This window comes from Pontibacter mangrovi (assembly GCF_006385705.1).
Lineage (GTDB): Bacteria > Bacteroidota > Bacteroidia > Cytophagales > Hymenobacteraceae > Pontibacter > Pontibacter mangrovi.
This window is the reverse complement of sequence record NZ_VFRQ01000001.1, coordinates 188,362-207,286: the sequence shown is the minus strand read 5'-3', so window position 1 is coordinate 207,286 and position 18,925 is coordinate 188,362. Positions and strand designations below refer to the sequence as shown.

Sequence of the window (18,925 nt, the reverse complement as noted above, 5' to 3'; positions counted from 1 at the left end):
CTGCTAAAGCGGTGTTAAGGTATAAAATGAAGCTCTCGCCGGCACGCACTATTCTTTAGAACAGAAAAAACAGCACGGCGCACAAGCCGTACAATTTACTATAAATTTTATACTTATGATCCGACCTTATCTATACTTCGCATTCCTGTTTATTTTCTTCATGGCCTCCTGCTCCGAAAGCTCTAACGCAGACCGCAACAGAACTACAGACTCTGAGGCACAGGCGCAGCCCCTGGACCAGGACACGGCCGGCCTGGCCAAAGCCGTGTTTGCAGGTGGTTGCTTTTGGTGCACCGAAGCCTATTTTGAACGCCTGAAAGGAGTTGAGGCGGTCGTGTCGGGTTATGCAGGCGGCAAAGAGCCGAACCCGAGTTACGATGAAGTGAGCGCCGGCAGAACCGGACATGCAGAGGCAGTGCAAGTATACTACGACTCAACAAAGATAACTTACCAGGGCCTGCTGGAAGTGTTTTTTGCCACCCACGACCCAACCACACTTAACCGACAGGGGCCGGATGTGGGCAAGCAGTACCGATCCATTGTGTTTTACAGTAACCCTCAGCAGAAGAAACAGGCCGAGGACTACATAAAGGAGCTGGAGGAAGCGGGCACCTTCAAAAACAAGATCTTAACCTATGTGCAGCCGCTCCGCAAGTTCTGGCCCGCCGAAGATTACCACCAGGATTATTACCGCTTAAACCCTGATGACCCTTATGTGCGATCGGTGGCGCGGCCCAAGGTGCAAAAGTTTGAGTCTAACTTCCGGGACAAGCTGAAGCCAGAATATATTAAATAGAGAATAAGAAATATCTATTTCGGTTTCCATCTCGTAGTACGCACAAAACACAACATTCACTATACTTCAAAACTATGGGATTCATTGTCAACTTATTGGTAAGCGCAGGCGTCATTGCTTTGCTGGCCTACATCATGCCGAGTGTGCATGTAAAGAGCTTTTGGACGGCCCTTTGGGTAGCTTTCCTCATCGGTATTTTTAATGCCACCATCGGCTGGCTGCTCGGCGGCATCCTTAACCTGGTTTCCTTCTTTTTGCTGGAGGCAATTGTTAGCCTGATCGTGACGGCGCTGATGATTAAACTGGTAGATGCGCTGGTTGGGAATTTTAAGGTAGACGGTTTCCTGCCTGCCCTGATCATAGCCGTTGCCACCGCCGTTGCGCTGGCTATTGTTGGTTGGGCCATGGGAGGCGATGACGACGTGGCTCTGCTTCAGGACCAAAACGCTTCCAAAACAGCATACGTGGCGGCGGCTTAAGAAATATTATCTCTCTATAACAGAAAAAGCTGCACAGGAAGTGCAGCTTTTTCTGTTTGGGCAAAGTTTGCTTTTCTACTTAAAGCTGATTCTTCTTTTCTCTTTGCTGCTCTGCATCGCCAGCTCTATCACCCGAATTGTGCTGCGGGCCTGCTGCGGCTTTACGACCAGTTCTTCCTGCCCAAGTATGGCTTTGTAGACATTTTGGTACAACCCAGTATAATCGCCTGTTTCGCTGGTGAGCTTGCCTTTGTAGTGCATCCCGTTCATGGTGGTGTGCAGCAAGCCCCACAGGCGTTCCGGCTCCATACCCCAGTTCTGCGTTTCAGCGGGAAAGCGACCGGCCTTCAGGTGCTCCTCCTGCACATCCATGCCATACTTCACAAAAGACCCTTCGCTGCCATGAAGTATAAAATGCGGCCCGTTTTCGCGCACCAGCATGCCCGCCTTGAGTATGGCTTTCATTCGCTCGTAATACAGTACCACTTCAAAATAATCCGGCACCTGCGAGTGCTGCCGCTGCGCCTTCACGTCGGCGTATACTTCGAGCGGCTCCCCGAACAAGTATAAAGCCTGGTCGATGAGGTGCGAGCCCAGGTCGTAGAGAATGCCGGCGCCTGGCAAGTCCTCTTCTTTCCAGGTGTTGGGCTTGATCTCGTTCCGATAGCGGTCGAAGTGCGCCTCGTACTCTACCAGTTCGCCCAACAGCCCCGCCTGCACAACTTTCTGCACGGTTTTAAAGTCAGAGTCCCAGCGGCGGTTCTGGTACACGGTCAGTATTTTCTGCTGCCGCACTGCCAACGCTGTCAGTTCTTCGGCTTCGGCGCTGGTAATGGTAAAGGGCTTATCTACCAGCACATGCTTGCCTGCCTCCAAAGCGGCTTTAGCTAGTTTGTAGTGCGTGGGGTTGGCAGAGGCAACCACTACCAAATCTATACGTTCATCCCCGAAAATATCCTGCTCCTGCGGCACCACTTCCGCCTCTGGGAAGCGCTGCCGCGCCAAGGCCACACTCTCCGGCCGGTTGGCTTTTATCTTTTTAAGCTGCAGGCCCGTCGTGTTGCTGATAAAAGGCGCATGGAAAATTCTCCCGGACATCCCGAAGCCAATCAGGCCCACGTTAATCGTTTTGCTCATAGTTTTCTTATTGTTAAGAACAGCATTTTTAGCGAAACCGCCTCTTTGGCAAGCCAAGGCGGCGGCATTGGCTATACGGCAAGGGCTTATCTGCGTAAGTTATAGTTGCCTGAAGTATAAAATCAACCTAAAATATAGAAAAACGACGGATGAAAAAAAGAAAGCTAGGAAAACAAGGATTGGAAGTATCGGCACTGGGCTTGGGCTGCATGGGCATGTCGGACTTTTACAGCAACCGCAACGACAGCGAGTCCATTGCCACCATACATCGTGCGCTGGAGCTGGGCATTAATTTTCTGGACACGGCCGATATGTATGGCGTGGGCTCAAATGAAGAACTGGTGGGCAAGGCCATCCGCGACCGGCGCGACCAAGTAGTGGTAGCCACCAAGTTTGGCAACGTGCGCGGCAAAGACGGCAGCTTTCTGGGCATTAACGGCAAGCCGGAGTATGTGCGCCAAGCCTGCGAAGCAAGTCTGAAGCGTCTGGGCATTGAGACCATCGATTTGTACTACCAGCACCGGGTAGACAAAGACACGCCTATTGAAGAAACAGTAGGAGCCATGGCCGAGTTGGTGAAGGAGGGGAAAGTGCGCTACCTGGGCCTTTCCGAAGCTGGGGTAGAAACGATCAAGCGGGCGCACCAAGTGCATCCTATTTCGGCGCTGCAGACCGAGTACTCGCTTTGGAGCCGCGACGTGGAAGATGAGATTCTGCCGGCCGTGCGCGAACTGGGCATCGGTTTTGTACCTTACAGCCCCCTTGGCAGAGGCTTTTTAACCGGGCAGATACGCCAGTTTGAAGACTTAGCGGAAGATGATTATAGACGCCACTCCCCACGTTTCCAGGGAAATAACTTTCAGAAGAACTTGGACCTGGTGAAAAAAATTGAACAACTGGCCAAGCAGAAGAACTGCACGCCATCGCAGTTGGCGCTAGCCTGGCTGCTGGCGCAGGGCGAGGACCTGGTGCCGATTCCGGGCACGAAGCGCCGCAAATACCTGGAGGAAAATGTTGGCGCTCTGGATGTGCACCTGACACAGGCAGAGCTGCAGCAGATAAATGAGATTGCCCCCAAAGGCGTTGCTGCCGGCGGCAGGTACAGAGAAGAGCAAATGGCCAGCGTAAATCTCTGATCAGCTTTCTATGCTATACTATTAAAAACAAACTTAAAGACAAAAGCTTATGACTAACTATGTTTTGCTGTATTACTTTGATGACCAGCAGGTAACGCAGCAGTTTGAAGAGCGGCTCAAAAAAGTGTTTAAACGGCACAAAGAGCTGCAGGACAGCGGCTATACGTACTTTGGATTTGCCGATGTAGAAGAACCCGGCGTGGTAGACAAGCTCGACAGCATCCTGAACGATGTGGGCATTGGGGTGCAGGGCAATTTTGGGCAGCAGGACTATGTGGCCTTGTACTTTTCGCGGGAGAAAGACCCGGATAACATCAAGCGGCAGCTCCTGATCGGCACTGCAGACATGGTAGACAAAGGTGCCGAGCGCATGGCTACCGATGCGCACCGCGATAATATTCAGAACCTGCTGGGCTATACTTACCAAAACGCATAAGCCACCTTCTACATCAAAAAAAGCCGGAGTTTGTTCCGGCTTTTTTTGATGCTTATTTTCTTTGCCGCACAGCTAACATTATACTTATAGATGATGTAGCCACTTGAACAATAGGCTGTTAAATTGCGACAGTCTAGCGTATAAAATGGTAGTTAACCCCAAACTGCAGGCTGTTGGCCTTCACTTGGTCTATGACGCCGGGCTTGAGGCCCATGTTGTAACCAAGCACCAGTTCATACTTATCGGCTAATAAAATGCCAAGCCTTACTGGCACTCCAAACCAAACATTATTGTACCTCATGTTGGTTGAGCTGCCCCTGAAGACCATTTCCTCCAAGTTATCATTATAGTAGTGGTGCTCCGAAATTAGTTGGTTTGTAGCATTAAGGGCATAGTTTATACTGAAGCCACCGTTGGCAAAGAGCCGCCATTTGTCGGAAACATAAAAGCTGTATTGTAACTGTGGCGAGAACCTGAGATTGTGATAGCGCTGCACATAGGTGTTTACTCTATAGGAGACCAAACCTCGCGCACGTATTGTTGCGCTTGCATCGTGCTTTACATCAGCATAAGCTAGTTCCCAGCGCACTGCCAAGCGTTTTGTGAATTTGTTAAAGTACGTAAGGTAGCCCAGGGTAACTAAAGGGCCGACCGAATTTGACCTTTCCTTTTCCGTTACGAGCGGGTTATCCTCGCGCACTTTGGCGGCGCTTATGTTAATCCCCAACCCAGCGTACAGGTTCGACTGCTTTCTTCGTTCTTTTTCTGCTTTGGAAGCGGCCTCCTCTGTTTTATTAAGCAACAGCACGATCTCCATCAGATTATTATTGGAATAATCAGCGTTTTCAATTTTCTTCTTCAGCCCGGCACTGGTGCGCCCCAGGGCATTGGCAAGGCCCCACAACTGCCCGCGGTACTGGTGCACATACTTCACATGCATTTCACCGGTAGCTGGCAGGTATTTAGAAAAGTATAGTTCCTGTATCTCGCCGCTCTTGAGGTTCTCCAGAAAAAACCTGGACTTCACATGGTCTGTGTAAAGGTAGAGCGCAGCATTGTTGCCTTTGTGTAGCTGCCGCAGAAAAACACTGTCTGGCTGCACATTCATGTCAGGTCCCACCGCCAGGCGGCTCATTTCCATATAATTCATACTTACTGGCCCTACATAGCGCTTGTAAATATCGATGCCATCGATATTGAGGTAAACCGTATTGGCTGGTGTAAGGGTGCTTTCAGAAGAAGACGCTGTTGATTTAAAGGTGAAGGAGTTGGGATTTATGTTCCATTCCCGCAAATTTACTAAACCCCGCAAAGTATCGCCATTGGACTGCACCACCTGCGCTTTTCTGAAATCTGCCTGCGCTAACAGCGAGAAAGGAAGTAGGAAAAGGATGGTTACTAGCGTAAAAGTTTGTTTCATATCATGAATTTAATTGTGAGAATTTTATTGAGTGTGCTTGATAAATGCTAGGATACAGGAATGCATCAGTGACGGCACAGTTTTATGATGGTAGGGTTAATAAACTCTTTCTTTTAATCCAGACACGTCTATTAAATAGTGGCCGATTCTACTAAAATCGCTCCTTGGGCTCCACCGGTTTACAACCCAATACTTGTCTTTTTGATGCGCTTCTACTATCCAGCGGGAGCCATCCATTCCAAAGGTATCATCAGAAGGTGCCATACTCCAGTAGCCTGTTTCCTGTAGCAGGTTTTCGAACGTTTCCCAATCATTCAGGGTAAGTTGTTTTGTCTCGTTATAAGAAATATTTCCCCTGAATTCTGTATCCATAATAACAGAATGCGTCATAATCATTCTTTTAGTGACAGAGTCATAAACAGCATACATTTCGGGTATAATGTTTAAGCCTCTTTCTAGCGTTTAAGCATTAAGCCATACTTCACTTCCCTTACGGTGCAATGTAACTGCTATTGGTGGATCGAATGATCTTAGTAAAAGGAAACGATATTGATCATGGCCCAGGTAATAATTTGATAGGACCTTCTCGTTAAGAGCATATAAATAAATTGAATAGAAATTAAAAGTATCAATTCCAGTACTTACATTTTTATCATTAAACTTTATTGTAAAAAGGAAATAATTTGTCAAAGAATCTACTGGTGTTCCATAGCTGTCTGATACGGCACTATCTTCATGATAAACCTGCATTTTAGATGTATGATGCATACAAGAAGTAAAGTATAACATACTTGTAACCAATGCTATAATGAAATTTGCTTTCATATATGTAGGATCCTTACCTCGCACAAATCCCCCGATACGCGCACCACTGGCACACATCTAGGTCTTTTGTTTTCTGGATCGGCTCCTGCGGGTCCAGCATACGGCGCACGAAGTCTCCCAACAGAGTCTCCGAGGCCTCTACAAAATCCTTCGGCGTGTCACCATCTGCTTCCATAAAGTTAAACTCCGACGACAGCACGCCCGGGTCCAGGTTACGGAAGGAGAGGATGCCGGATTTGGGGTTTATACTTAGCGGTGAGATATGGCCGGCGTTGCGAAGTATGGTTTCCGGTTGCTCCTCCAGCACCCGCTTCAGCACGTACTCGTAGAGCCACAGCTGGCGGGCCTTGCCATACTTCTGATCCGTCAGGAAATGCAGCTCCACATCCTCCGGCTTTACCTTTAGCTGGTTTTGCTCCACCTTACCGGTTTTGTAGTCGATCACGCGCAGCTCGTGGCCGGTCAGGTCGATGCGGTCAGCTTTGCCCGCGATGCGCACGTTCACCACCTCGTCGCCGACCTGCACCGGAAGTATGGTGGCCAGCGTTTCCTCCAGGCGCAGCACGTATAGCGGCAGTTCGTCAGACTCCTTCAACTTTAGTAGGTATTTCTCCAGCACCTCCACCGCCACTTTATACAGCAGGTAGTTCATGCCGCGCTCCGGCTTGGCGCCTAGCGTTACTTTGCTAAACTCAGCTTTTACCTTCTCCGGCAGCGCCTGCAGCATCCCCTCCACATCCCCGGCAAGTATGGGCTTACCGCTCTGCTCGTGCGGCCGGAAGAAATCCTCCAGCACCTGGTGCACGATGGTACCGAACTGGTCTGCCCCGAGCTGCTCTTCTACCTCGTCCACCTCCTGCATTTTGGCGATGCGGGTAAAATAATACTGCAGCGAACAATTGATGTACATGTTCAGGTGCGAAGGGTAGAGGCCACGCTCCAGCTCCTGCCGCAGCTGGGCAATAGTTTCCGGCGATTTCGGCACCACGATATCCTCCTCATACTTGCGCGTTTCCTGTTGCTCCACCGCCGCAATCATGTCGCGGAACTTGATCTTGGGGTTGCGCAGGGCCAGGTCGTTCTGCAGCTGCAGTATAAAGCGGCTTTTCTCGCCGGAGCCGTAGGTATCGGAGGGCAGCACGTAGAGCAGGTTGATTTTCTTGGCGCGCTGCAGCAGGCGGTAGAAGTTGTACGCCATGGCTCCTTCGGTTTCAGAGTAGGTCGGCAAACCGAACTCGCGCAGCACATCGTACGGCATCAGGCTCTCCTGCCGCTTTGGCGCCGGCAGTACATTCTCGTTTACCGAAAGTATGATCAGGTTCTCAAAATCCAGGGCACGCGTCTCCAGCATACCCATGATCTGTACTTCGGAAATTGGCTCTCCGCTGAACGGCAGTCTTGTCTGTGAGATCAGTTCATACAGAAACTTACGGAAGCTGCGTACCGAGATCTTATGCTCGCGGCAATCGAAAATGGTATCCAGCCGCTTCACCAAGGTATAAAAGATGTACAGGTACTCCGTTTCGATACTGTTGCGGCCGTGCGTGTACACCTGGCGCAGCAGCTCGATCAGCTCATACATGGCTACTATGATGTCATCGCAGTCGCGCCAGGTGCGGAAAAGCACCTCGAAGAGCGGGTGGTGCTGGCTCAGGTCGATCAGCTCCTGCGCCGTGATCAGCACCTTGTTCTCCTGCACCATCTTGTCGAGCACCTGCTGTATCATGCCGTGGTACTGCGCCTGCTCCGGGTCATCGTTCAGGTATAGCTCATACCTGCGGATGAACGGGTGCGTGAGCAGTTTGGTGACGCTGAGGTGATGGTACTGGTATACTTTGTAGCCGGAGCTCTGCAGCTGCGTGACGCCCGTCAGGTGCACCTCGAAAAGCAGATCAATGAGGTTGAACAGCGGCGTGCCCCGGAAGCTGAGGCCCATGGTCACGTTATAGGTCGGTACATCGGCCGGGATGGAGTGCAGCACCGGCAGCAGCAGCGTTTCGTCGGGTAGCACGATGGCGGTTTGCGCGTGCGGGTTCTGCTCCCGGATTTCCTGCAGCAGCTGCCCCGCCAGTTTGCCCTGCATGCTGGCGTTGGCCACACCGATCACGTTAATTTCCTTCTCATCCGTCAGCAGCAGGTTCTGCTGCCAGCGCCACTCCGGCAGGTTCCAGGTGCTTTTATACTTGCGAAGAAAGCTGCCAGCGCGGTTGCTCAGACCCTGCTCGTCTATGTAAAAATCGTCCGTATCGAACAGCACCTCGGCTTTATCATGCTTGAGCAGCGTGCGGATGATCTTTTCTTCGGAGTGGGTGAGGCTGTTGAGGCCGATGAAGATGTATTGCTGGCACTCGCTGTCTTTGGCTATACTTTCTATACTCTTCGCCACCTTCCGGAAAGCCATACCGGTATAAGCCTGTTTGTTCGCCAGCAGCCGTTCCTGCAGCTTGTGGTACGTTTTCTCAATGTTGTCCCAGAGGCTGAAGTATTTTTTGAGGGTAGGGGAGAGCTCCTTGCCCAGGAATTTCGGGTCCCAGCGCTCGAGCGCTTTTGCCTCGCCCAGGTACTCAAACAGCTTCTTCGTGTCCACCAGGTTCTGGTCTATCCGGCTGAAGTCCTCTAGCAAAGTACCGGCCCAGGTCACGAAGTTGTCGAAGTCGAGTTTTGGGTCCTGCTCGCGCATGAGGTCGAACAGCTCCAGCTGCAGGTTGATCGGCTCCAGCACATCGGTTTTGGAGAGCTTCCGGATAAAATCCTCCATGGCATACACCTCCGGAGACCAGATCGGCTCGGGGGCAGCCTGCGCCAGGGCAGTTTTAAAGAAAAAGCTCGCACGCCGCGACGGCAGCACAATGCACAGCTCGCTGATGTTCTCTTTATACTTCTCGTAAACGTACTTAGCCGTTAGCTCCAGAAAGGTTTGCACGTAGGGTTAATTTTGAATGGGTGATTGAGTGAATGTGTGAATCAGGATTTACAGGATGAGAGGATATTCAGGATTTGGAAGCATTATTCCTTCTAATAAATAATAGGCTATTGTAGGAGTACTTTGTTTGACTACATCTGGCGCAAGCGTCCCCTTGTGCCTTTTAATAACTTTTACAGAGGCACAAGGGGACGCTTGCGCCATACCTATAGACAATCCTGCTAACCCTTAAATCCTGATCCTTAATGTATAGAAGTATGCCGGTGCCCCTTCGGCTCATCCGGGAGCAAGAACGGGTTGTAGGCAATCTCCCACAGGTTATCATCCGGATCCGAGATATAGCTGCTGTAGCCGCCCCAGAACACTTTCTCAGGTCGTTTCACTACGGTAGCGCCTTTCTCCTCCAGCTCTGCCACCAGCTCGTCCACCTCCTGCTCCGAGCGCACATTATAGGCCAGCGAGAACTTCTTAAATCCACTGCCTTCCGAAGGCACACCGGCATCGTCAGCCAGCGACTCCTGCGGAAAAAGGGCCAGCTGCATGCCGTTCAGCTGAAAGAAAACGATGCTTTCCGAATCATCTTCTGTTGGCTGCCAGCCAAACACGGTCTGGTAAAAGTCTTTTGCCCTTTGCAGGTTTCTCACCCCTAAGGTGATGATTGTTAATCGTTGTTCCATGGTTACCTCCCCCTTGCCCCCTCCTAAGAACAGGAGGGGTATACAGGCCTTATAGTTTATGTATTTATAATTTTCATTTCACCATCCCCGGTTTTTAGGGAGGGCCGGGGTGGGGTTAAAACATCCCCAACTGTTCTGCCTTTTTGCCGCCGTACTGCCACTCCTTCACCTCTTCGGTTTCGAAATAGTACAGGATACATTTAACTTTCTCGTACCCCAGCTGCCGGAACCGCACGGCGTAGTGGTCCAGTTTATACTTGTGCTCCGGCTCGGAGGGCGGCGTTTTAAACTCGATCAGCACCACGGCCTCCCCGTCAAACACAATGCGGTCAGGTTTATAGAGGTAGGCGCGGGCGTCTAGGACTTCTTTCTCGTGCTCCACCACTACCTGGTTCGTAAAGTAGCGGCCCAATGTCGGGTGTTTCAGCACCTGCGTTAGCTTTTGCTTTAGCTCCGGTTTCTCGCGTTCGCTGATAATGCCTTCGTACACCATTTGGCGCAGTACCTTGTCCAGTTCCGGGGCAAAGGCGATGCGGGCCAAGGCGTAGTGCAGCTTTCGGTTCTGCTGGCGCTGCACGGTCTGCGTCTCAAAGTCGAACACATTGTTGGCGTGCTGCTTTATTTTCAGGCGCTGTTCCCAATCGGCAGAAGTCAGGTGGTCCAGGAAGTATGATTTCTCATCAACGCCGCGGTGATTTATACTTTGCGGCTTGCCCTGCGAGAGTTGGTAACAGTGCTTGCCGAACTCCCATAGCTCCTTGTGCACCAGGTAGCGGTACAGCAGATGGCTCACGTTTTTGCCCTGTCCGTCCAGTTTCGGTGCTTTGCGCTCCTCCTGCAGGTCTTTGGCGTTGCCTATTAAGTATAGCCTGTCGATGGGGCGGGTGAGGGCTACGTAGAGCATGTTCAGGTTCTCGATAAAGGTTTTCTCTATCTCGGTGCTGTACTGCTTGGTTAGTATAGTATTCTCCAGTTTAGAACTTATGTTAACTGCCACGCTGCGCAACTTGCCTGTCACGCTCACATCTTCAGGAAGATGACTCCACATCAGGGAGCCGCGTTTTGGCTCTGTGCTCCAGTCGGCAAACGGGATGATCACGATCGGATAGGCCAGGCCCTTGGACTTGTGTATACTGGTGATGGTGATGGCGTTGCGGTCTTTGGGCGTGTTGATGCTCAGTTTGTCCTTTTGCACATCCCAGTAGGCCAGGAAGTTGTTCAGGTTATTGCTGTGCTTCAGGCTGTACTCCAGCACCAGGTCCAGGAAGCGGAAGAGGTACTCGCTCTCGTTATTCTTGCCCAGCAAATCAAAAATGCGGATCAGCTTTTCGATGAGTTCATAGATGGAGAGGTTGCCCGTTTCGCGTTCCTGCACATCAAAGCCAAACACACGCAGCTGGTCGAAAAATGACTGGTTCTCCTTATCGTTGGCTATGTCGGCAATGGTTTTGGTCATCTCCACATCCGGAATCACGCCCAGCGACACTTTGCACACCAAGTACAACGCCTCAGACTTTGCCAGCGAGTCGTTTGGCCGGTTAAACACCCGGAACATGGCGATGATCAAGTTGATGACCTCGGCGAACTGTAGCGAAAGCGAGTCCTGCGAAATGATGTCATACTTGCGCTCCTTCAGGAAGTTGGCTATCAGCTTACTCTTGATATTCGTGCGGCAAAGTATGGCCATGTCTTTTAGAGTATAACCTTCGGCCTTCGCCTGCTGCACCAGCTGCAGCACCATGTTCAGCGTGCTCTCGTCGTAAGTCAGCGCCTTCTCCAAGGTATAGCCGTCATATAGTTCTGTGGTACGGCCACAGCTGTTCAGGTCATACTTGTAGTTCAGGTCGTCGTCGTGCGTGAACATGACCTGGATATGGCCGCCGCTCTTGTCGCTGCCGGTGGGTACCTGCTGCGCAAAGTCCTTGTCGTAGATGGAAGTGAACATGCCGAACTTCGGGTGCCCCTGGCTGATGAAGGTGAAAAGATCGTTGTTGAAGTCGATGATCTCGGAGCGACTACGGTAGTTCACGCTCAGGTTCTGCGGCTCCAGTGCCTGGTCCACCGACTCATACCTTTCTCGGATAAGCGGGCCGTGGCGGCGGTTCTCGTACAGTTGCCTGGTGTTATTCTTATAAAGGTGCAGGATCTGTTCCATCTCGCCGCCACGCCAGCGGTAGATCGCTTGCTTGGCATCGCCCACCACCATACTGAAATGGCCCGAGGCCAGGGCATTATCTACGAGCGGCAGCAGGTTGTTCCACTGCAGCACCGAGGTATCCTGAAACTCATCAATCAGAATGTGCTTATACTTCTCACCCAGGCGCTCATAAATGAACGGCACCGGCTCTTTCAGCACAATATCGATGATGCGCTTGTTGAACTCGGAGATGTGCACGGTGTTCTTGTCGAGCTTGATTTCCTGCAGGCATTTCTCCAGCTCGTTCAGCAAGGATACTTTATAAAGATGCGGCACCACCTGCTGCACCAGCGTAAACGTGGCGGCGTACTGCTCTTTTATACTTTCGATGTGGTAGTATAGCTCCGTGAGCGGCTGCTTGATGCTGTCGATCTGCGCTTTGGCGTAGGCCGTGGCTTTGCCGCCGTACCATTTATCTTCTTCGATTGTTTTTACCGCGTTGCTGTTGCCATAGTTCAGGTCCACCGACGTCAGCCACTTATTAAAGTATGACCAGATGCCGCGGTTGCTTTGGTAGAGGTCAGAAGGGGAGACGTCGGCCTTTTCGAATAGCTGCATGGCCTGCTGCGCCGCCTCCTGCACCGTTTCGGCCACCTGCTGCTGCACCAGGTATAACTGTTCGCGCACCTGCTTAAAATCCTCCAGGCTCAGCTGCTGCAGGTCGGTGATGGCCTCGTATACCTGCTCGTTCAGGAGGTTAAGGGCAAAGTCCATCAGGTCGTCGGGCAGCATGGTCCAGCTCTTGCCTTCGCGGGCTTTCTCCAGCGCGTACTGCTCCAGCGTCTGCGACAGCAGATCTTCTTTCGAATCCGTCACCTTGTCCAGCAGCAGCGAAACGGCCGTGCTCAGCAAGGTGTTGGAGTCCAGGTCTACCTCAAAATTCTGCGGGATGTTCAGCTCGCGCGTAAAGGCCTGCACGATCCTGTTCACAAAGCTGTCGATGGTGCTCACGCTGAAATCGGAGTAGTTGTAGAGGATCTGTCGGAAAAGTATAGACGCACGCCGGCGCACTTCCTCCACATCCGCCTGCTCCTCCGGGTACTCCAGCTGCAGCTCTTCGGTAATCTGGCGCAACAGGTTCTCGCTTTTATGCAGCTCCTTCTCCGGCAGGTTTGGGTCGTTAAAGTTGCGCAAGGCTCCCATAATCCGCTCTTTCATCTCGGCGGCGGCGTCGTTGGTAAACGTTATGGCCAGTATGCCGCGGTAATAGTCCGGATCGGCGGTATGCAGCGCCAGCTTCAGGTATTCCTTCGTCAGGTTATAGGTTTTGCCGGAGCCGGCAGAGGAGGAGTATATCTTAAAAACAGAAGGCATCGCAGTGGTATCTATACTTTAAAGATACAGCTTTGCCAGCTCATGAACCAAGCCTTAAGCTAAAATTATTAGCAAATAAAACAGCCTCCACCAATATTGGCAGAGGCTGCTATAACTATCGCGTTATGGTTGCCTAACCGGCGTACACCAGTTCTCCTTTTGGTTCCGGGGCAACAAGCGGGGCAAAATCCTTAACGCACACATGGTACATAATACGGGCCATCGACAGAGAGTAGTCTGTGATCAGGCAGCGCTGCTGCTCGGCGCTCATCAACGCTTTGCTGCTGCCCAGGTTAAACTTGTTCAGTTCAATTACCTCATCAAAACTTTGGCGCAGGTTTTTCAGCGCTTTAAACGACAAGTCGTTGTAATAAAGCGGAATCACCTCACACACGGCATAACTACCTTTGGCTCTTTCTTCGTCAATCAGCTTGCATAAGGCCTGTACATTTGTCCGGTCTACATCAGAAAGAATAACAAAAAACACGTTTCGGCGATTAGCGTTGATCGCCTTTGCAGGAGCGCCTCCCAGCAGCATGTTTCGGCTGATTTTGGCATCCTTATGAAAGGTCTCGTCTTTCAGGATCTTGTTGTGGATTTTGAAGGCGAGAGCCCCCGATGCAATTAGATTAAAATCCTTGCCTTTTGTAGAAATTTTGGAGAAATGTAGCATAATGATAGCTGGTTAAAGGTGTAAGAACATGAACGATTCATTAGTTAAAAATAAGTGTAAGGTGCCCCTGGCGCCAAACAGTTTCCTGGCTGCCAAAGTGCCGCATTTCATAGCCTAAGTAGTAAATTTAATGGGAGTTAGTGCAATTACCTATAACAATATTACATCTAAAGCAATTATTCAATCGCTAAAAGCATTGCCAATGCAAGTCTATTACGCCTAAAAGGTTAAAACAATTCACTTTATAGTATAAACTATGGCGAACTGGTTAATTTTTAATGTAAATATATTTCTATTACGGGTGTAGGTTTTAAAAAGTTATCTGTATCCAATAAAAAATTTAACTCATACGGTAATATACAACATAAATTTAAGTATACACATTTATAATATAATAAATTGCCAAAGTCGGTTTTCTGGGGTAAATAATTCTAAACCAGGTGCAAAATGCCGTTAAATGTCTCCTTCAAAAATAAAATAGCAAATCCGTTTAAGAATGACTACCTTTGCAGCGAATTTGGAACAGTCTGATTCGCAGATAACTGGTTACTACACTGTTGGCTACTTAGTTGTTTTTATTGTCGCTCTCCCTAAAAGAAGAGAATGGTTGATTTGCAGGCTGCCTCCAGATGTACAGTTATAAAAAGTTAGATGAACAAAATCAGATTTGAAGAGCTTCCGCTTTCGCCGGAAGTACAGCGTGCCATCGCTGACATGGGTTTCGAAGAAGCCTCCCCAATCCAGACACAGGCAATTCCGGTTGTTTTAGAAGGAAAAGACATTATTGGCCAGGCCCAGACCGGCACTGGCAAAACCGCCGCTTTCGGCATCCCAACCATTGAAACGATCGACCCGAATGACCGAAGTGTGCAGGCGCTTATCCTGTGCCCGACGCGTGAGCTGGCCATTCAGGTATCCGGAGAGATCCAGAAACTTGCCAAGTATAAGCAAGGCATCAGCGTGGTTCCTATTTACGGTGGCCAAAGCTACGACCGCCAGCTGCGCGCCCTGAAGCAAGGCGTTCAAATAGTTATCGGTACGCCGGGCCGCGTGATGGACCACATTAACCGTGGCACCCTGGTGCTGGACGGCGTGAAGAAGATCATTCTTGACGAGGCGGACGAAATGCTGGACATGGGCTTCCGCGAGGACATTGAGTATGTACTGGAGCGCATCCCGGAGGAACGCCAGACCATCTTCTTCTCGGCCACTATGTCCAAGCCGATCATGGAGATGACCAAGCGTTACCAGACAGACCCGGTTATCGTGAAGGTGGTGCACCAGGAGCTGACCGTAACCAACATTGACCAGTCATACTTTGAAGTACGCAACAGCGCCAAGCAGGAAGTACTTTCCCGCCTGCTGGACATGTACAACATGAAGTCGGTGATCATCTTCTGTAACACGAAGCGTATGGTGGATGACCTGGTAAGCGGCCTGCAGGCACGCGGCTATTTCTCGGATGGCTTGCACGGTGACATGAACCAGAACCAGCGCTCTGCCGTGATGAACAAGTTCCGCAACGGTACGCTGGAGATTCTGGTAGCTACGGACGTGGCTGCCCGCGGCCTTGATGTGGAGAACGTTGAGGCGGTGTTTAACTACGATCTGCCGCAGGACGAAGAGTCTTATGTGCACCGCATTGGCCGTACAGGCCGTGCCGGTAAGTCTGGCAAAGCTTTCTCGTTTGTAGGAGGCCGCTCAGACGGGTACAAGCTGAAAGACATCATGCGCTATACTAAGGCGAAGATCGTGCTGCAGCAGGTGCCGTCGCTGGAAGACGTGAACGAGATCCGTACCAACATTTTCTTTGATAAAGTGAAGGAAGTGCTGGAGAAAGGCCATCTGGCCAAGCACGTGGCGCGCATCGAGCGTTTTGTGAACGAGACAGAAGGTTATACTCCATTGGATCTTGCCGCAGCGCTGCTGAAAATGAGCCTGAAGGAGCAGAAGGTGAAGGAGAAAGGCGCTGAGGCTGAAAAAGGCCTGAGTGCAGCCAAAGAAGGTATGGACCGCCTGTTCATCACCATCGGCAAGAAAGACCGCGTGCACCCGCGCGACCTGATCGACCTGCTGGCCCAAAACTCCAGCATTCCGGAAGGGCGTGTAGGTGACATCGACCTGTACGACAAGTTCAGCTTTGTGGAAGTGCCAACGGAGTATACCGCTGAGATTGTACAGAACATCGGACGCGTAGAGTATGATGGCCGTATGGTGATCGTGGAGAAGTCGCAGAAGAAAGGCTCAGGCCCGAAAGAGGGCGGCGAAGACTTTGGCTTTGGCGGTGAGCGCGGAGGAGACAGAGGCGGCCGCAGAGGCGGTGGCGGTTTCCGTGGCGATCGTGACAGAGGTGGCGACCGTGGAGGTTTCGGCGGTGATCGCGGTGGTTTCAGAGACCGTCGTGGTGGCGGCGACCGTGACCGTGGAGGCGATAGAAGAGGCGGAGGCGGCGGTTTCCGTAAAAGAAGATTTTAATCTTACTATTGCTGAAACACAGCGTTTTACCGCACGTATAAATAAATGTAATCAGCGCAAGAAGTGTTAAACTTCCGAGCTTGAAGAAAAGGCCGACTTGAAACGTCGGCCTTTTTGATTTATTTTTTTCAGAAAAGTATAACCTTACAATGCAGCCCCCGTTAAAGAGGGTATCATAAAAAGGTTGGAAGATTAAGCTGACTGCTAACGCAGTTAGACTATACAAGGGTAACATCAGACGGATGTTACCCTTGTTGTTTTTATACTCTCTCGGAAAAATGCCGCAGCTTTACTCGCCGGTGTTTGCCTTAAACACGCGCAGGAAGTTGCCGCCCAGTATTTTATCAACCTCGGCTTCCGAGTAGCCTCTTGCCAGCAGCTCTTTCGTGATCAGTGGAAAGTCTTCCACACCGTCCAGTTGCTGCGGAGCAGAGGAAATCCCATCGAAGTCTGAGCCCAGGCCCACGTAGTCCACGCCAACCAGTTTCACGATGTAGTCCAGGTGGTCGAGGAGCAAGGACAGAGGAGGGCGCAGGTTCTGCACGTCGGCAGGGTATGTTTCCGCCAGATAGTCCATCACGGCCTCATTTTTCCAGCCTTTTGCTTTCAGTGAGTCTGTTTCGGTTTTATGCGCCTTCTGGAAATTCGCCACGCGTGTCTCAAATTTTGGGTCTAAAAAGCCCGAAAAGAAGTTCAGTTGGATCACACCTCCGTTTTTTGCCACGGCTTTAATCTGTTCGTCCGTCAGGTTGCGGAACACAGGGTTAATGTGGTGCACACAGCTATGCGATACCAGTACCGGCTTGTTCGTCACCGCTATTACATCCCAGAACGTCTTCTCGCCCACATGGCTCACGTCTACCATCATGCCCAGCTCGTTCATGCGTTGCACCACCTGCCTGCCAAACTTGTTAAGTCCCTTTTTGGAAGCTTTCATTTTTCCCGATGTCTCGTCCATGGCAGAGCTAGCCCAGGGGGTGGAGTTGTTCCAGGTGAGGGTGAGGTAACGGGCGCCGCGGTTATACAGCTGCTCCAGCTTACCCAGGTCGTTCTCAATCATGTGGCCGCCTTCCACGCCAATCAGGGCCGCCATTTTACCTTCGTCCACTGCCCGCTGAATATCGGCCACGTTATAGGCCATCATCAGCTTGTCGGGGTGGCGCTTTACAATAGCCTCCAGAGAGTCGATCTGCTGGTTTGCATACTTGAAGGTGCCGGTTTTATCGCTCCAGACAGAGAAGAACTGCGCATCTACGCCTCCCTCTTTAAAGCGGTCGAGGTCAGAGTGCGTTTGCCCGCTCAGGTCTTGGCTCAGGTCTTTCCCCTCCATCACGGCAATCAGCACGTCATTATGTGTGTCAACAAGTATGGCCTTCTCGTGCACCTGCCGGTAATCCTGGGCAGATAACGTATGGCTCAGCAAGCCTAAGGCAAGCGCTGCACTGATATGTAGAAACTTTGATTGCTTTTTCATAGAAGGGATGAATCCTTAAGGTTAGAAATCAAAAAAGAGGCAGAACAGTTTTTCAGCCACTTCAATATAGCGATTTTAATTCAATATTCAGCTGAACGTACAGCGCCCTAAGGTATGGCAGCTATGAAGGCCGATGCTTTTTGCAGCACCAGTTCACGTGCCTGGCGGTGCGGCGTGTGGCCTATTCCCGGAATAATAAGCTGCTGCGAAGGCCCCTGCACCTGTCCAACAATAGCCTTTACCTGAGCAAGCGTCCCGTATTCATCTGCCTCTCCCTGCACTACCAGCACCGGGCAGTGAATGGCGGGCAGGAAGTGCTCAATGTTCCAGCTGCGAAAGTGCGGCGAGAGCCAGGTGTCGGACCAGGCGCTGAAAACCTGATCGGTTTTTGCGCCATGGTACTTGTGCAGCCTCTGCGGCAAGTCTGTGTTCCGGAAATCATGCACGGCCGTTCGGATGCCAGCCAGTGTAAGGCCTTCTACAAACACATGGGCACCCTCGGCTATAACCCCAGCTATCCTGCTTTTATACTTGGCAGCGGCCATCAGGGCAATGCTGCCGCCGTCGGAGTGGCCGAAAAGTATGGCCTTATTCACCTGCAGCTTCGCCAGTAGCTGCTCCAACACATCCGCCTCGCGCTCCAGGTAATCCTGCTCTCTGTTAGTGCTTCTGAATGCTGATGACTGGCCGTACCCTTCCCTGTCGTACACCAGAGTGGTAGCGCCGGTGGCCTGCGCCAGCCTCTCCGGAAAATCACGCCACAGCTTGATGCAGCCGAGCGAGTCGTGCAGGAAAACAAGTATGGGCTTGTCTTGGGCAGGCTGGGGCTCAGAGTAAAACCATTTCAGCTGCAGTGTTGCCCCGTCTAAAAGTACGACCTCTTCTTTAACAGAAATTTGTGAGTCAGGCATGGTGCTATAAGTGCAAAAACAAAGTATGAAGATAACAGCTGTGGCGGCTAAA

General features: G+C 51.1%; 15 protein-coding genes. 5 read left to right on the top strand and 10 right to left on the bottom strand.

Annotation, left to right across the window (positions count from 1 at the left end; all coding sequences use genetic code 11):
- Window positions 1-115: 115 nt before the first annotated feature.
- On the top strand, window positions 116-796 hold the full coding sequence (gene msrA / locus FJM65_RS00900; protein WP_239022780.1) for a peptide-methionine (S)-S-oxide reductase MsrA: 681 nt from the start codon (window positions 116-118) through the stop codon (window positions 794-796).
- Window positions 797-870: 74 nt separating this feature from the next.
- Window positions 871-1,275 carry a phage holin family protein gene (locus tag FJM65_RS00895; RefSeq protein WP_140618421.1) on the top strand — a complete coding sequence of 135 codons (405 nt, stop codon included), beginning with the start codon at window positions 871-873 and terminating at the stop codon, window positions 1,273-1,275.
- Window positions 1,276-1,350: 75 nt separating this feature from the next.
- Here the strand turns inward: FJM65_RS00895 and FJM65_RS00890 are convergent, their stop codons facing one another.
- Window positions 1,351-2,412 carry an oxidoreductase gene (locus FJM65_RS00890; RefSeq protein ID WP_140618419.1) on the bottom strand — a complete coding sequence of 354 codons (1,062 nt, stop codon included), beginning with the start codon at window positions 2,410-2,412 and terminating at the stop codon, window positions 1,351-1,353.
- A gap of 149 nt (window positions 2,413-2,561) precedes the next feature.
- On the opposite strand from FJM65_RS00890, the gene FJM65_RS00885 reads away from it, so the two are divergent.
- Window positions 2,562-3,548 (top strand): aldo/keto reductase, encoded by a 987-nt coding sequence (locus FJM65_RS00885; protein ID WP_140618417.1) that lies wholly within the window; start codon window positions 2,562-2,564, stop codon window positions 3,546-3,548.
- A gap of 49 nt (window positions 3,549-3,597) precedes the next feature.
- Complete coding sequence (locus tag FJM65_RS00880; protein ID WP_140618414.1) at window positions 3,598-3,984, top strand: hypothetical protein; 387 nt, start codon at window positions 3,598-3,600, stop codon at window positions 3,982-3,984.
- A gap of 133 nt (window positions 3,985-4,117) precedes the next feature.
- On the opposite strand, the gene FJM65_RS00875 is transcribed toward FJM65_RS00880, so the two are convergent.
- The 7 genes from FJM65_RS00875 to FJM65_RS00845 form a co-directional block, all read right to left on the bottom strand.
- Window positions 4,118-5,404: an outer membrane beta-barrel protein gene (locus FJM65_RS00875; RefSeq protein WP_140618411.1), complete on the bottom strand. Its 1,287-nt coding sequence runs from the start codon at window positions 5,402-5,404 to the stop codon at window positions 4,118-4,120.
- A gap of 96 nt (window positions 5,405-5,500) precedes the next feature.
- On the bottom strand, window positions 5,501-5,800 hold the full coding sequence (locus FJM65_RS00870; protein ID WP_181163602.1) for a hypothetical protein: 300 nt from the start codon (window positions 5,798-5,800) through the stop codon (window positions 5,501-5,503).
- 66 nt (window positions 5,801-5,866) lie between these two features.
- Window positions 5,867-6,172, bottom strand: coding sequence for a hypothetical protein (locus tag FJM65_RS00865; protein WP_181163601.1), 306 nt, complete (start codon window positions 6,170-6,172; stop codon window positions 5,867-5,869).
- Window positions 6,173-6,242: 70 nt separating this feature from the next.
- Window positions 6,243-9,152, bottom strand: a complete 2,910-nt coding sequence (locus tag FJM65_RS00860) for a PD-(D/E)XK nuclease family protein (RefSeq protein WP_140618405.1) — start codon at window positions 9,150-9,152, stop codon at window positions 6,243-6,245.
- Window positions 9,153-9,394: 242 nt separating this feature from the next.
- The gene (locus FJM65_RS00855) at window positions 9,395-9,829 is read right to left on the bottom strand and encodes a VOC family protein (RefSeq protein ID WP_140618403.1); all 435 of its coding nucleotides are present in this window, start codon (window positions 9,827-9,829) and stop codon (window positions 9,395-9,397) included.
- 115 nt (window positions 9,830-9,944) lie between these two features.
- A complete protein-coding gene (locus FJM65_RS00850; protein ID WP_140618401.1) occupies window positions 9,945-13,340 on the bottom strand; it encodes a UvrD-helicase domain-containing protein in 3,396 nt (1,131 codons plus the stop codon).
- 133 nt (window positions 13,341-13,473) lie between these two features.
- Window positions 13,474-14,013, bottom strand: a complete 540-nt coding sequence (locus FJM65_RS00845) for a hypothetical protein (protein WP_140618398.1) — start codon at window positions 14,011-14,013, stop codon at window positions 13,474-13,476.
- A gap of 651 nt (window positions 14,014-14,664) precedes the next feature.
- Between FJM65_RS00845 and FJM65_RS00840 the strand changes: the two genes are divergently transcribed.
- Window positions 14,665-16,488 carry a DEAD/DEAH box helicase gene (locus FJM65_RS00840; protein ID WP_140618396.1) on the top strand — a complete coding sequence of 608 codons (1,824 nt, stop codon included), beginning with the start codon at window positions 14,665-14,667 and terminating at the stop codon, window positions 16,486-16,488.
- A gap of 289 nt (window positions 16,489-16,777) precedes the next feature.
- On the opposite strand, the gene FJM65_RS00835 is transcribed toward FJM65_RS00840, so the two are convergent.
- Window positions 16,778-17,962 (bottom strand): dipeptidase, encoded by a 1,185-nt coding sequence (locus FJM65_RS00835; RefSeq protein ID WP_140618393.1) that lies wholly within the window; start codon window positions 17,960-17,962, stop codon window positions 16,778-16,780.
- Window positions 17,963-18,069: 107 nt separating this feature from the next.
- Window positions 18,070-18,873 carry an alpha/beta fold hydrolase gene (locus FJM65_RS00830; protein WP_140618391.1) on the bottom strand — a complete coding sequence of 268 codons (804 nt, stop codon included), beginning with the start codon at window positions 18,871-18,873 and terminating at the stop codon, window positions 18,070-18,072.
- Between the last annotated feature and the right edge of the window lie 52 nt (window positions 18,874-18,925).